14 protein-coding genes are annotated in these 14,524 nt (G+C 39.0%); 6 read left to right on the top strand and 8 right to left on the bottom strand.

Annotation, left to right across the window (positions count from 1 at the left end):
• Nucleotides 1-74 precede the first annotated feature (74 nt).
• Nucleotides 75-1,592, bottom strand: coding sequence for a leucyl aminopeptidase (locus BW139_RS09945; RefSeq protein ID WP_076919535.1), 1,518 nt, complete (start codon nucleotides 1,590-1,592; stop codon nucleotides 75-77).
• A 231-nt stretch (nucleotides 1,593-1,823) separates the two neighbouring features.
• Here BW139_RS09945 and BW139_RS09940 point away from each other — a divergent pair, with 231 nt between their 5' ends.
• Entirely contained in the window at nucleotides 1,824-3,641 is a 1,818-nt protein-coding gene (locus BW139_RS09940) for a protein kinase domain-containing protein (protein ID WP_076919534.1), read from the top strand.
• A gap of 55 nt (nucleotides 3,642-3,696) precedes the next feature.
• Nucleotides 3,697-4,128, top strand: a complete 432-nt coding sequence (locus BW139_RS09935) for a DUF3859 domain-containing protein (RefSeq protein WP_076919533.1) — start codon at nucleotides 3,697-3,699, stop codon at nucleotides 4,126-4,128.
• A 57-nt stretch (nucleotides 4,129-4,185) separates the two neighbouring features.
• Here BW139_RS09935 and BW139_RS09930 read toward each other — a convergent pair whose 3' ends face one another.
• The 3 genes from BW139_RS09930 to BW139_RS09920 all read right to left on the bottom strand — a co-directional run bounded on the left by BW139_RS09930 (nucleotide 4,186) and on the right by BW139_RS09920 (nucleotide 6,618).
• Nucleotides 4,186-4,602: a VF530 family DNA-binding protein gene (locus BW139_RS09930; RefSeq protein WP_008114664.1), complete on the bottom strand. Its 417-nt coding sequence runs from the start codon at nucleotides 4,600-4,602 to the stop codon at nucleotides 4,186-4,188.
• Nucleotides 4,603-4,674: 72 nt separating this feature from the next.
• Nucleotides 4,675-5,667: an MDR family oxidoreductase gene (locus BW139_RS09925; protein WP_076919532.1), complete on the bottom strand. Its 993-nt coding sequence runs from the start codon at nucleotides 5,665-5,667 to the stop codon at nucleotides 4,675-4,677.
• Nucleotides 5,668-5,976: 309 nt separating this feature from the next.
• Nucleotides 5,977-6,618, bottom strand: coding sequence for a TetR/AcrR family transcriptional regulator (locus tag BW139_RS09920; protein ID WP_076919531.1), 642 nt, complete (start codon nucleotides 6,616-6,618; stop codon nucleotides 5,977-5,979).
• A gap of 375 nt (nucleotides 6,619-6,993) precedes the next feature.
• On the opposite strand from BW139_RS09920, the gene rmf reads away from it, so the two are divergent.
• A complete protein-coding gene (rmf, locus tag BW139_RS09915) occupies nucleotides 6,994-7,164 on the top strand; it encodes a ribosome modulation factor (RefSeq protein WP_008114656.1) in 171 nt (56 codons plus the stop codon).
• A gap of 63 nt (nucleotides 7,165-7,227) precedes the next feature.
• On the opposite strand, the gene fabA is transcribed toward rmf, so the two are convergent.
• Nucleotides 7,228-7,743: a bifunctional 3-hydroxydecanoyl-ACP dehydratase/trans-2-decenoyl-ACP isomerase gene (fabA, locus tag BW139_RS09910; protein ID WP_076919530.1), complete on the bottom strand. Its 516-nt coding sequence runs from the start codon at nucleotides 7,741-7,743 to the stop codon at nucleotides 7,228-7,230.
• A 195-nt stretch (nucleotides 7,744-7,938) separates the two neighbouring features.
• Between fabA and BW139_RS09905 the strand changes: the two genes are divergently transcribed.
• From BW139_RS09905 to BW139_RS09895, 3 genes are read left to right on the top strand one after another with little or no spacing between them, the layout of a single operon-like run.
• Nucleotides 7,939-8,796, top strand: coding sequence for a 6-carboxytetrahydropterin synthase (locus tag BW139_RS09905; protein ID WP_076919529.1), 858 nt, complete (start codon nucleotides 7,939-7,941; stop codon nucleotides 8,794-8,796).
• Nucleotides 8,789-9,607, top strand: coding sequence for a M23 family metallopeptidase (locus BW139_RS09900; protein WP_076919528.1), 819 nt, complete (start codon nucleotides 8,789-8,791; stop codon nucleotides 9,605-9,607). The genes BW139_RS09905 and BW139_RS09900 overlap by 8 nt, the downstream gene beginning before the upstream one ends.
• A gap of 5 nt (nucleotides 9,608-9,612) precedes the next feature.
• On the top strand, nucleotides 9,613-10,047 hold the full coding sequence (locus tag BW139_RS09895; protein WP_076919527.1) for an acyl-CoA thioesterase: 435 nt from the start codon (nucleotides 9,613-9,615) through the stop codon (nucleotides 10,045-10,047).
• 198 nt (nucleotides 10,048-10,245) lie between these two features.
• On the opposite strand, the gene BW139_RS09890 is transcribed toward BW139_RS09895, so the two are convergent.
• The 3 genes from BW139_RS09890 to BW139_RS09880 are packed head-to-tail and all read right to left on the bottom strand — an operon-like array spanning nucleotide 10,246 to nucleotide 14,523.
• Nucleotides 10,246-11,568: a Na+/H+ antiporter family protein gene (locus BW139_RS09890; protein ID WP_076919526.1), complete on the bottom strand. Its 1,323-nt coding sequence runs from the start codon at nucleotides 11,566-11,568 to the stop codon at nucleotides 10,246-10,248.
• Complete coding sequence (locus BW139_RS09885; protein WP_076919525.1) at nucleotides 11,565-13,544, bottom strand: DUF3488 and transglutaminase-like domain-containing protein; 1,980 nt, start codon at nucleotides 13,542-13,544, stop codon at nucleotides 11,565-11,567. Before BW139_RS09885 ends, BW139_RS09890 begins: the two co-directional genes overlap by 4 nt.
• Nucleotides 13,537-14,523 (bottom strand): DUF58 domain-containing protein, encoded by a 987-nt coding sequence (locus BW139_RS09880; protein ID WP_076919524.1) that lies wholly within the window; start codon nucleotides 14,521-14,523, stop codon nucleotides 13,537-13,539. Before BW139_RS09880 ends, BW139_RS09885 begins: the two co-directional genes overlap by 8 nt.
• Nucleotide 14,524 lies beyond the last annotated feature (1 nt).

The following is a 14,524-nucleotide window of genomic DNA, read 5'->3' as shown; positions in this document are numbered from 1 at the left end:
AACCAACTCAGTAGAATGCAAAAAGCGCCAAAACAGTAAACCATTTTGGCGCTCTAATTATCAATTAATTTTGATTAGTTAGCTAATAACCACTCGCTTAGTAAACGTACACCAAACCCCGTTCCCCCTGGTGAAAGCTCATCTTTACCTTTTTTCACTAAGGCATTACCTGCAATATCGATATGCACCCAACGGGTATCGCCAGCAAAATGCTCTAAGAAAGTAGCGGCTGTGGTTGCACCAGGGCCACCTGAACCTACATTTGTTATATCAGCAATGTCAGACTTCAACATATCTTTATAACCTAATGGTAAGCGCCATAGGTTTTCGTTTACTTGTTTACCTGCAAGGGTAAGTTGCGATACTAGTGTGTCATCATCAGAAAATACCGCTGCGTATTCATTACCAACAGCACGAATTTTAGAACCTGTTAAGGTTGCAACATCAATCATGATCTCTGGTTTGTAGTGCTCACGTGCATACCACATTGCATCACTTAGTACTAAACGACCTTCAGCATCGGTATTTAAAATTTCTACACTTAAGCCTTCAGCTGTGCGAACAACATCGCCTGGTGCAACAGCAAATTGCGATACCATATTAGCTGCCATGCCCATAACGGCTACTACGTTTTTATCGGCTTTAGCTAACGCCATTGCTTTTACAGTACCAAGCACTGCAGCAGCACCGGCCATGTCTGATTTCATACGTGCAATAGACGCACCGGTTTTAATGCTGTAACCACCTGAGTCAAACGTAATGCCTTTACCAACAAGGGCAATAGGGGCAGCGTCAGAACCTTTATAATGAGCTACCACTAAACGTGCACCTTGCTGGCTACCTCTACCTACAGCTTCTAATGCGCCCATGCCTAGCTCTTTTAGCTCCTTAGGCTCTAACACTTTGATAGTAACACCTAACGACGCTAATTCTTTTGCTGCATTGGCAAAATCAACCGGCGTCATTTCGGTAGCTACTTCTGAGGTTAAATCGCGTGCTAAAAATACACCTGCTTGAATACTCTCTAATTGGCTGTAAAGCTTGCGGGTTTGCTTGGTGTTATCAACATCAAACGTATAGCTAACAGTTTCAGTGTTTGGTTCTTTTTTGTAGTTTTCAAAACGGTGATCGCGTAAGTTTGCACCATGGGCAAAATTAGCAGCAAGTGCGGCATTATCATTTGCACCCGTTACATCATCAAAAATAACACTGGCAGTGCCCGTTTTAGCTTTAACTAGGCGAGCATGAATATTACCGCCTAACTTAGCCGCTTTTGCTTTATCTAATTCGTCAGCTTTACCTGTACCTACAACCAAAATACGGCTGTAGTTACTTTTACTAGGCGCGACAAGTTGCGCAACTTTAGCGTAATCGCCAGTGAAATTTTCAATATCGATAACACGTTGTAATTGGCCATCGAATTGTTTATCAAGTGTTTTAAATTGGCTGTTGTTGCCATCTTGGCTATAAAATACAACCAGCGTGTTTGCATCGTTGTCTACTTTTTTAGAAAAGTTAAAGTCTGCTGCTTGTGCATTAATACACATACCCAGTGCAAGCGCGATTGAAGAGGCTTTTATAATACGTTTCATTTTTTAACCTAAGAATAATTTAAAGGGGTGTTTTACCCTATTTAGGCTGTTATGGGTAAGTAGGATACGGTGAAACCGCAAATATCAGCGATATACGTCAAAATCATTAGTAAATAATATAAGTTTTGTAAGTCAATAGTGACCTTAAAGGTTTAATAAAAATAACGGCCGCGTTACTATCAAACATAAAGGCATTACGCAGCTTTTAACCACCAACCTAGAGAATCTGCATTGAAAGCAAAAGAAATTCGCAACTTTTATATTAACGAAGAACAGTCTGTTTATTTGTTATCGCACCGTGATGCTAAAAAGCATCGCCAATGGCTTAACATTTGTATTAAACAGCTAACACTACTTGGCTATAAAAATGTTGAAATGATTGGCTCTGGTGCGTTTGGCTTTGTATTTGCGGGTGATGATGAACATGGCCTGCCTTGGGTGTTTAAATTTTCAAGAATAACGCTGGCGCAAAGTGTACGAGACCGCCTTGAAGACGAAGCGTATATGCTGTCTCAAATTGATAATCCGCTAATACCAAAATTTTATGGTTTTGAGCGAATAAAAAAACAGGGCATTTTGATGATGGCTCGTGCAATAGGTGAAGATCTTGAAAAAGTATCACTTAAGCAAGGGCGGCTATCTGCTGCAAAAATAATGAACTTAGCGGTAAAATTGAGAAATGTGTTGCTTGATTTACGTCATCATAAAAACGGATTAAGCCCACAACCTATTGTGCATGGCGATATTAAACCCTCTAACTTGGTTTGGGATGAAAATGCTAAGCAGCTTTCATTGGTTGATTGGGGTAGTTCGGTATATGCCCAAGTAGATGAACAAGGCAACCCAATTGCCAGTAATTTTATGGATTTAATGTCGGGTGATTTAAGCACCACTAACGCGCGAATGGGTGATGTGTATTTTATTGGTGATGCGCAAATGTCTGGCGAAAAGTCATCCCCTCGTTTTGATGAGCAGGGGGTTGCATCAACTTTGTATGCACTTGCATCGGCTCAGTCTTGTCGATTTGGTGCTCAGGCTATTCCGGCCAGTAGTTTAATGCTCCCTAAAGAGCTGGCGAATGTAATTGACGGCATGCTTTCAAAAGAGCGTAGTGTAAGGGATAAAGCCGGCGACTATTTTATGCGTAACATAGAAACTATGGCAAAAGCATTTTTACCAGAGCTACCAAAGCAAGACACTAAAGCACGCATTCCTTTTTGGTTTAGCCAAGATCCTGAGCCCGAAACCGTTGTATATAGTTCCCGAAAACAGTTTTTACGCCAAGCCGACCATAAACAGCAATTGTTAGATGTAAACGATGCTCAGTTAGATAGGTATTACAAAGAATTTTTGTTTGATACTGGGGATACCGAAAAAGCGTTTTTAGCGTCAATTAGTCGCTTAGCGAAATACCCAGTAGTAGGGGGGCTGAGTTTTCATTGGAAAGATGATTCTTTGTATGTTGAGTCATCACTTATTATGCACGATGAAGCTTTAGCAACCGCGTTTACTGATGCGGTAAATAATACTGTAATGCTGGCACAAGCGATTAGTCAAAAGGGCTTATTTAAGTGTTGTTTATTTGATGCCCGTAAAACGATTCAGCTAGAACGCGATGGCACCGGTGCGTTTAAATTTAACCAGTTACCTGAGCTTGACTATGAAGTGGTTAATGTAAAAGCCAGCGAGGTAACCCGTCCACACTCATATTTTGAAGATGGTAAAGATCCCGATGAACAACTGCAACTGCCTAAAAAGGTGATTAAATGTGTATTTGAGCTAAACCAGATACATCATACGGGTTGTATTATTTTTGAAGCACTACCAGATAGGATGAAGATTCACCATTACTATCGATTACTCGATGCTAGCAAAGAAGTTGAATTTAAACGTTTGCTAAATAAACTCATGCAGTACGCGGTTAATATAACTGATGTGGGGGTAGCTGGTTTTATGAAGTTGCCGTATAAAAATACTCGCGAGTTTAGTTTATGCGAGCAGCAACCCAGCAATTATTATCCTAAAAATCCAAAACAACTACTTAATTAATAAATCACTCGTGAGGCTGGTGGCTTAACAATAGAAAGAAAAAATAGAAAGTTAAATGGCAAAATCTAAACCACAAATTACATTAGAAAGTTACGGTATATATACCAACTGGGACAAAGCTGACAAAGCGTTACCACAAATCACGCAATTCACCACAAAGGTAACCGCGTGTATTGATGTGGAATTTGGCCTAATAGTAAATATCAAAAAAGCCAAAGGCGAAAAACTACATTATTGTATTTATCATCCCGGTATTATAGATTCCGATGGCGAAGTGATGCAGCCTTTTGAGGGGAATGTATACGTTAAAGATAACGATTGGTCGTTTTATTTAGGGGATACGGTATGGGAGCCTATAGAAGATAAAGTAGGTGACTGGCGCATGACCTTATCTTTAGCAGGTAAAATCATTGCTGATAAGACATTTAATCTAATCAATGAAAAAACCAAAACTGAAGATGATTTTTGGAAACATCGAGGGTATTAATTTTCTCATTAAGCACAAAAAAGCTAACAATAAAGTTAGCTCTTTTATGAAATCAGCTTAGTTACCCCAAGGGTTACTTGAATTTGAACGTTGTTTACGAGTACGGGCACGTTGCTTGGCTGCTTTTTTCTCTTGAATACGCTTAGCATCAGAAAAGCTTAACTCGCAAGGCTCACCTGGTTTATCGCCTTCAGGAATAATGCGGTCGCGTGGAGGCAGTTCGTATTGTACGTCATCTGGGCGAGGTAAGTTTTTAAGGCGGTACAAATAGAAATTATCTACTTTTTGTTGCGCCCACTCGGTTTTTCGCAAAAATTTAACTGCAGATTTAATGTCTGGATTATTTTTAAAGCAGTTAAGTTGTAAGTAGGCATGCAGGAGTTCCCACCCATATTGCTCAACCAGTTCTTCAACCACTTGCTCTAATTTAACGCCTTGCAGTGGGTTATTACTGAAAAGTTCTTGGTTGCTCATAGGTGTTCTCTCGTTATTAAAAATACGGCCAGCATTATAAATTTAATAACGAGAGTTTAATAGCAAAAAAGCTTAACTTTGACAATTAACCACAACACGACCACGAATTTGGCCCTGCATGAGCTGTTCGGCATTTTCAATAACCTGATCAAGTGTGATTTCGGTCGAAATTTTATCTAAGTAATCGCTACTAACTAGGGATGCTAAACGATCCCATGCTTCAACACGGTCCGCTTTAGGGCGCATTACGCTATCAATACCCATCAAAGAAATACCACGTAAAATAAATGGCGCCACAGACGCTGGCAAATCCATACCTTGTGCAAGCCCACAAGCTGTTACTACGCCACCGTATTTAAGTGAGGCACAAATATTAGCAAGTGTGTGACTACCTACCGAATCAATTGCAGCAGCAAAGCGTTCTTTTTGTAGTGGTTTACCTGGATTTGAAAACTCATTCCTATCAATTACATTAGTTGCACCTAATGATTTTAAATAGTCAGCTTGTTCCATGCGACCTGTTGCTGCGGTGACTTGATAACCTAGCTGGCTTAGTAAATAAATAGCAAAACTGCCTACGCCACCATTAGCACCGGTCACTAAAATTTCACCTGACTCGGGAGTAACGCCTTGCTTTTCTAGTGCAATAACACTGAGCATTGCCGTATAACCGGCAGTACCAATTTGCATAGCTTGTTTAGGTGATAAGTTAGCGGGTAGGGGAATTAACCAATCACTGCTCAGTGCCGCTTTTTGAGATAAGCCACCCCAGTGCTTTTCGCCAACACCAAAACCATTTAAAATAACGTGGTCGCCACTTTTAAATTCAGCACTGTCGCTGCTAGTCACTGTACCCACTAAATCAATCCCCGGCACCATAGGAAAGCTACGTACAACAGGCCCTTTACCCGTGATGGCTAAGCCATCTTTATAATTTAAGGTACTGTAAAGCACATCAATTAATATATTTTCGTTTGGCAGATCGTCACTGTTTATGGTGCTTAGGGCTGCACTGTAGTTGTCGTCTTGCTTATCTATAACAATAGCTTTGATAGAATTGCTCATTAGATTTCCTTTTAGACCGATCGTCTTTAAATTAGTAATAAAAAATGCATTTACAAGGGTCTGATGACCTTTGTAGATTAAAATTTGTTCAAACTAGGGGCGGTTTAATTGCGGCGCAAGGTTTGTAACCTAGTGGGCTAAGTCAAAACCGAGCAACAAAGAGTAAATCGCCCCTAGGCAGAACCCAAAGGGCAGCGCCTGTTTGGCATTGATGCTGCGTTATCGCCTATTGATGGGGAATAACCACACCACATAGGCTCTGCCTTGCCTAAATACCAAACAGACTGCTGTAAATTTAACCTTGAAAGATCAACAGACCCTAAGTAATGCGCGTAAAAACATTTCTGTGTATAAAGTAAGTGGCTTACTAGATTGGGTTAGTTTAGCTCGCATTACAGCGCCTTCCCAACCAATCCAAAAAAATTCACTCATTTGTGTGGTATCAACATCAGTTTTAATAGTGTGTTGCTGTTGAGCTAAGTCTAAGCACTGTGTTAACTGTGCCTGCCAGGCATTGTAGCTTTGCATCAAACGAGCGTTAAAGTCGTCACTTAAATGGTTGAGCTCTTGATTTAAATTTCCTACCAAACAACCGCGTTTGTAATCATACTTTTGCATCCCAGCTATAGCACTTTGGGTAAAGTTAACTATGCGCTCTAGGGGCGGTACTTTAGGTTGTTCTAAATAAAACTTAAGTTTAGCTATAAAAAACGCGTCGTACGCATCAACCAGAGCTAAGCCAAATGCTTCTTTACTTTTAAAGTAATGATAAAACGAGCCCTTAGGGACTTTGGCTTTTTTTAATATGGTGTCGAGCCCTGTGGCACTAAAGCCAAACTCTGTTAAGGTTTCTAAGCCCACACGAATGAGCAGCGCTTTTGTATCTGCGCTGTCTCTGGCTATTTTGGGTGGGCGGCCACGCCTATTTGTAACTGCTGATATTTTACTCATAACTTATATTAGACCGATCGGTTTTAAATAATCAAGTGTTTATTTGCAATCTTTTTAAAACAACGAAATCTGTTCATTTTTCGATTACAAATTAATGAGGAACTTTAGCTTATGTTGCCAGTCACAAATATGACACTTATGTGTTTTTGAGCCGATATGTCGGAACATTTAAATAAAGTTATATAGGTTAAAGTTGATTAGGTGTGAGCAATAAATTTATTTTTTAATTAATTTATCATTGCATCAGCAGCTTAGTTAAAGTCAAACAAATTAATTGTATTTTGTGTTTGAATTAAACATTTTTGTTGGCTATTTATTAAATGTAGATGAACTTTATGCTACAAAAATATAAATATAAAGGTGAGGATTTTACCGATGAAGAGACAGAAAAGAGATCGTTTAGAAAGAGCTCATTCTCAAGGTTTTAAAGCAGGTTTAGCTGGTCGCTCAAAAGAGCACTGCCCTTATCAACAAGTTGATCCTAAGTCTGAGTGGCTTGGTGGTTGGCGCGAGGCAATAGAAAATCGCAATATGTATAAAACATAAACTCATAACGAATTAAAGCAAAAAGGCCTCCAAATGGAGGCCTTTTTGTTGCGTGTATTAAACTTAAAACGCGCTGGTATCTTGGAACAAGCCTACCTTTAAATCTTTTGCTTCGTAGATCACACGGCCATCTACTTCTACGGTTCCATCAGCCATACCCATAAACAATTTACGCTTAATTACGCGTTTCATGTCTAGACGGTAGGTTACTTTTTTAGCCGTTGGCAATATTTGACCGGTAAATTTAACTTCACCCACACCGAGTGCACGACCAAGGCCTGGACCACCAGACCAACCTAAGAAAAAGCCTACAAGTTGCCACATAGCATCTAAGCCTAAACAACCCGGCATTACAGGGTCGCCTTTAAAGTGGCAGTCGAAAAACCAAAGGCTAGGGTCGATATCTAGCTCTGCAATTATTTGACCTTTACCGTGTTCACCACCGTCATCGGTAATTGAAATGATACGATCCATCATTAACATGTTGTCACTTGGTAAACGACAGTTTCCTTCACCAAACATTTCACCTTTACCACAAAGGATCAAATCTTCTTTTGTATAGCTATTTTTAGGTTCCATAACACTTTATCTTTGCTTAGAAATTGCCCCGTACTTTAGCGTACACTTGTACGCTAAACAACTCGGAGCAGTTAAAAAATGGTTTAATTATGAGCAATCAGTTAATGCAACTGATTTTAGTATGATTAAACCGCGCAATTACTAACAGAAATCATTATAATTAGGGCTGACTTTTAATCAGTTTAAAGGAAATTTATGACCCTTTTTGTTAACTCACTCACTGTGATTGATTTTTCTTACTTATGCAATAAACGCGGTGCAGTTGGCGAAAGTTGGATTGTTGATTTGACTTTACATGGCAAACTAAACGAAGAGTCTATGGTGTTAGACTTTGGCTTAGTTAAAAAGCAAATTAAAGGCATTATTGATGAGTGTATTGATCACCGTTTAGCTGTTCCTAACAACATAAACGGCAGCATTAACGAATTTGCTGATCACAAAACATTAGATTGTACATTTGCTGATAATAAGCACTTAGCAATGAGCGCGCCACATCAAGCATATTGTTTAATAGATACTGATGAAATTACCGTTGAATCAGTAACAGAGCACTTAGTTGCCACCATACTGCCACAGCTTCCTGATAATATTGAAAAAATAGAATTGGTGTTAAAGCCTGAGCACAATCAGAGTTTTTATTACCACTATAGTCACGGCCTTAAAAAGCATGATGGTAATTGCCAGCGTATTATTCATGGCCATCGCTCACAAATTGGTATAAGCCTAGGCGGTATTTCTATGCCTCGTTTGCAAAAACAGTGGGCTGATAAGTGGCGTGATATTTACTTAGCAACTAGTGAAGATCAAATTACCGCCTCTGAATTAAAACATATCACAGCTAAAAATGATGATGTTTGTTTTGCGTATACTGCAGCGCAAGGTTATTTTGAAATGGCCATTAGTGAATCACGCTGTGACATTTTACCGATTGATACCACGGTAGAATGTATTGCTGACTACATTGCCAGCCAAGTGAAATTAGAGCACCCAGAAAAAGACGTTAAAATTACCGCCTACGAAGGCGTTGGTAAGGGGTCGATTAGTTATGCTTAAAACTTTATTAGTTTCGGCGTTAATCGTATCAACTAGCTTTAGTGCTATGGCGCTTGAGCTAAAAGGGCACTTAACTCAAGGCGGACTAGTAACAGGGCAATTAGAAAACACTAAGTCGGTAAGCCTTAATGGTAAGTTGTTAAAGCTTGCAGACAGTGGCTTATTTGTATTTGGTTTTGGCCGAGATGCAAAACCTGTGCATACATTAAGCTGGGTAGATAACAGCGGTAAAAGCCACAGCCAAGATTTAGTTATAACTATTCGCGATTACAACATAGATAAAATTACCGGTGTTGCTAAAAAATACGTATCGCCACCAAAAGCGGTGAGTGAACGCATTAGCCGTGAAGCCGTTGCCGTGAGAAAGGCTCGGGCTGTTAACTCTGATTTAGAATACTTTTTACAACCAGTACTTAGGCCTGCAAAAGGGCGTATTTCAGGTGTGTATGGTAGCCAACGTTACTTTAATGGCGAACCTCGCAGGCCTCATTTTGGTTTAGATATAGCAAACAAAACAGGTTCACCTGTGTATGCGCCGATCAGCGGTACCGTAGTATTTGCAGAACCCGATTTATATTACTCAGGTGGCACATTAATTTTAGATCATGGTCATGGGGTTACCTCTACTTATATTCATTTAAGCAAGCTTGATGTAAAAGTAGGGCAGAAAATTGAACAAGGTACAAAGGTGGCTGAAATAGGTGCTACTGGCCGTGTAACTGGCCCGCATTTAGATTGGCGATTTAATTGGCAAGGTGAACGCCTTGACCCTGCATTATTAATGCAAGACACATTAGCAAACAAAAAGTAGAGATTATGACTCAAGTAGAGCGTGAAGCCATTATTGCGCAGCGTATAAAAGATTCAACCACCTCGGTGACAAAAGCAGTATTTCCTGGGCGTACTAACCATCATAATACGTTATTTGGTGGTGATGCATTAGCATGGATGGATGAGGTTGCTTTTATAGCTGCCACCCGTTTTTGTCGTAAACCATTGGTAACTATTTCATCAGATAGAGTCGATTTTAAAGAAGCTATTCCTGCTGGTTCATTTGCTGAGTTGATATCAAAGGTATCGCATGTTGGTAATACCAGCTTAAAGGTAGATGTTGAAATATTTTTAGAAACTATGCACAAAGATAATAAGCATTCTGCCATTACGGGTAGTTTTACCTTTGTTGCCGTGGATGATAACCACAGGCCAACAGCTGTCGTGTGTGACAAAATGCTACATGGTTTTGAGTTATAACACCTAACAGTAAAAATAATATAAGCACCATGACTGGTGCTTATATTATCAACCAAAAAGAACACATCATACTGTATTTATCTAATGGCCAACTTAGCAATTGAATATAATAAAAAGTATTAGTTTTTCAATAAGGAGGGCGTATTTAAGTAATAAATGAAACAAATAAAAAGGCGTGCATTGCACGCCTTTACATAATTATAAAACCATAGCGGCTATCCAGCCAAACACCAATAGCGGAATATTAAAGTGGATAAAAGTTGGCACAACCGAATCCCAAATGTGGTCATGTTGTCCGTCAGCATTAAGTCCTGATGTTGGCCCTAATGTAGAATCAGAGGCAGGGGAGCCGGCATCACCTAATGCGCCAGCCGTACCAACAAGTGCAGCGGTTGCCATTACAGAAAAGTTTAGCTCTAAACATAAAGGCACAAATAGGGTGGCAATAATAGGTACCGTTGAGAATGAGCTACCTATACCCATAGTTATAAATAAGCCCACTAATAAAATTACAGCGGCTGCTATGGGTTTATTACCGTCAAAAATGGCGGCGCTACTATGGACTAGGCTGGCAACGTGTCCGGTTTCTTTCATTACCGCAGCAAAGCCTTGTGCTGAAATCATAATAAAGCCAATCATTGCCATCATGGCAACACCTTTACTAAACACATCGCCATTTTCTTCCCATTTAACCACGCCAAATACACTAAATATAACCACACCAACTAGGCCACCTAATATCATTGAGCCACTGGCATTTTGAGCAATGAGTGATGCAAGCACTGCAAATAAACCAACCAGCATTACCTTTTTAGGGTTTTCAACATCAGCTTGTTGGCTTTGCACAGTTAATGCTGTGCTTGTGTATTCACGTCGTTTTCGATAGCTAATAAACAGGGCAATCAACAAGCCAACAAACATACCAATAGCAGGAATGATCATCGCCAACGGGACACTGGTATTAATAATTTCAAGGCCATTATCAACCAAGTTTTTATGTAAAATTGAATATAAATAAATACCACCAAAGCCATACGGAAGCACCATATACGAGGTGGCTAAACCAAAGGTTAAAATACAAGCAATGGCGCGTCTATCTAATCGCAGTTTATTAAACACCACAAGAAGCGGCGGAATTAAAATGGGGATAAAGGCAATATGTACCGGTACCAAATTTTGTGATGAAATAGCACAAATCAAAATAATAAAGAGGATAAAGTAGCTTAATACGGTTTCACTCGAACCCGTTTGTGCATTTACTTTGGCGAGTAACTTTGCAGCTAAAATTCGGGTCAAGCCTGACTTTGAAATCGCCACCGCAAATGCACCTAACATTGCATAGCTTAAAGCAATTTCGGCGCCTGATGATAAACCAGAATTAAACGCATCAATACTTTCTTTTAACCCCATGCCTGCGGTTAATCCGGCAACAAGTGCACTGATTGTCATTGCAACAATCACATTTACGCGGACCAAAGTGAGTCCCAGCATTAAAATAACGCCTATAATAACTGCGTTCATAGATTTCTCTGTTTTATAGATTTAATTAATTTTATCAGATCTTTAGCCTGATTTTTACGTTCTTTGGTAAATGGTTGCCTTGCATAGCGCACTTGCTCAAATAAGTAACAAAAGGCGATTATTTGTTGTTCTGCATAGGGGGCATGTTGACTAATGTGTTGTAATGTTTGAATAGGCGTAGCATTTTTAGGGTAGTTTATAGCCTCCTTATTAGCCCATTTTAGTAGTTGATAGTACTCGTTTACCAGCGGAGGTTGTTTGGTGGTAACCTTGGGGCGGTTTATATAAATAAAGTAAGCACTAAAACTTAAAATTAAAATTAAAACAATAATAACCCCTAGCGGTACTAACCAAATATAAGTGTTACCAAATAGGGCCGCTAATAAATTCTGTTGTTTGTTTTTATCAAACCCCAGCACCCAACTAGACCATTGGTAATCGAGGTTTTCTAATTCAAGGCGAAGCCAGTTTATGGCAGCATAATTACTTAAGCTAACTAAACCAAAATTAATATTATTTTTAAATTCGTCATTTAATGCTGCACTTTGCGATAAAGAGCCATTTAATCGTTCGGGGGCTACAGCCGCTGTAGCATCAAATATTCTCCAGCCTGCATTAGTATAAACCTCAACCCAAGCATGCGCATCGTATTGACGAACGGTAATATAGTCATTGCTTTGATTGTACTCGCCGCCTAAATATCCGCTGACTACCCGCGCTGGTACGCCTGCACTTCTAAAAATAAAGGCCGCTGCACTGGCATAATGACCACAAAAGCCGCGCTTATTGTTAAACATAAATTGATCAAGGGTATCATCGCCGCGCATAGGTGTTGGTGTAAGAGTATAACTGAAGTTATTTTGCGAAAAATAATCTAGCAGTTTATTAAAAAGCTCATCGGCGTTAGCACTACTGTTTTTTAATTGTTGCGCCAGCTGATAACTTTTCTGGTTATTACTCACTGAAAGCGTTTTATAAAAACGCTGCTCTACACTATTAAGTTTTTTACTAGATAATGGTTTAGTACTAACGGAATATTGCAACACTTTGGATTTATATTGTTTTTTACGCAGTAAACCCACTGAATTGGAAATTACATTTTCATTGTCACTGTTGGCATAGCCAATCCCATATAACCAATCAGCCATTGCTGGCTCAGCAATTATTGAGTATTGAGTGCTATTTTCATTGCTGCTATTTTGGCTTGGCAACATCATTGCTTGCTTTAAAAATGAAGATGTTTTCCAAGCTTTACCGTCAAATTCATCATGTACAATAGCGCGCCAGTAATAAGGGGTAGAGGCTGAGTTATCATCAAACTTAGCTCTAAACACCAATTCATCAGAGTTTGATAATTTAGCTATATCAAATGGGTCTACTTGTTCAGATAGGCCTGTTTGCGCCATTTTTGGCCCAGGTAATTGCCAAAATGCAGGGAGTTTTGGTAAAAATAATAAGAGCACAACAGCCAAAGGAAAAGCCAGCAGCATTATTTTAGCGCTTTGTTTCGATGACAGTTTTAAACTATGACTCGATTCGAGCAAACCCAGTACCGCAAAGTTTAAAACATACAGTGTGCTAATAATTAAAGTAGTAAAAATAGTTTGGCTAAACAAATACACTGCTGAAAGTGAAAAGAATGTGAGGGTGATGATCAATTGATAATGCTGCTTTGTTTTTGCCTGTAGTAATTTAAAAACGCATGACAGCAAAAGCATGGCAACAAACAGTACCACGGTATCTTTAAAGCCAATACTGCTAAGCATAATAATTAATGCTATTGCAGCGAGTCCGTTTGCGAGCCACGCATTGGGCTTTTGTTTGTATTTAAGGGTTAAAAAAATATTCCAGCCACATAACATGCTAAGCATAATAATAAAGGGCAGGGGCAAGTGCTCTATAAAAAAACTCACTAACCCTAAGTAAATAAATGACAGAGAAAAATTTATAACGCGTTGATTTTTGATCTTATTCATAATCAGTGCCTACACTACTTAAGGCTTGTAAACAGCGTTGCTGATGAAAATTACCGGAGCCATTTTCTATGACCATATTAGGCAATTTCAACGAGTAATTAATGTCGCTTTCAAACGCTTGGCATACTAGGTAACACAATTGCCCTAAGCGTTGCTCGGTATCGCCAGTCATTAAATTAAAGTCAAATTGTGTCTCGGCAGATTTAAAATCACTAAATTGCTTTACTAATAATTGCTGAGTTTTTGCGTAGTGTTTCCACGAAACTCGCTGCAACCCCATTTCAGGCAAATGAGTAATTAAACTTTCAAACTCGTCATCGCCTTGGTGTTTTTCAGCTCCTTCATCATCATTAGCAGTCATTTGGTTTAATTGTTGATTAAGCGTTTTAATAATTGATGGGTAAACATAAACTGCATGACTAGGTTGAATGTAACTCCACACACTAACCAAACCAAATGGATAATTGCTGGCAATTTTTATTGGTTTTAATGAATAGCGACCGCGATTTAAATAAGGCAATGATAACTGGCATTGTATAGCGTCGGTTTTAACATTAGCTATATAGCAGGTGTGTTCGAAATTATTTGGATAACTTAAGGTAATTGACTGACATGTGTCGTTTGCTTTTATTTGCCACACTAATTGGGGTGGCTGAGGTGCATAACTCTCAATGGCATATTTAAAGCTAACAGTTAATCCTTTTGCGTTGCTATAACCTAACAACAAGGCAAAAATAATAATCACAAACATTAAGTACGCCATAAAAAGAATTAAATTGTTCTGGTAGTTAATTCCCATTACAAAGTTTAATAGCGCAACAACCGTAAAATATACACCCAGTGTGGAAGGCAAAACATAAATAGTATTGTGCGTTAAAGTGATGCTATTTTTTTTGTGCTTATTTTTTAATAAGACCGTTAAAATTGCACTTTTTATAGCATGGATAAAAGCAGGGCGTTTTATCTTAAAAATATCCATT

It is taken from the genome of Pseudoalteromonas sp. SK18, from assembly GCF_001974855.1.
GTDB lineage: Bacteria > Pseudomonadota > Gammaproteobacteria > Enterobacterales > Alteromonadaceae > Pseudoalteromonas.
This window is presented reverse-complemented; position numbering and strand designations above follow the sequence as displayed.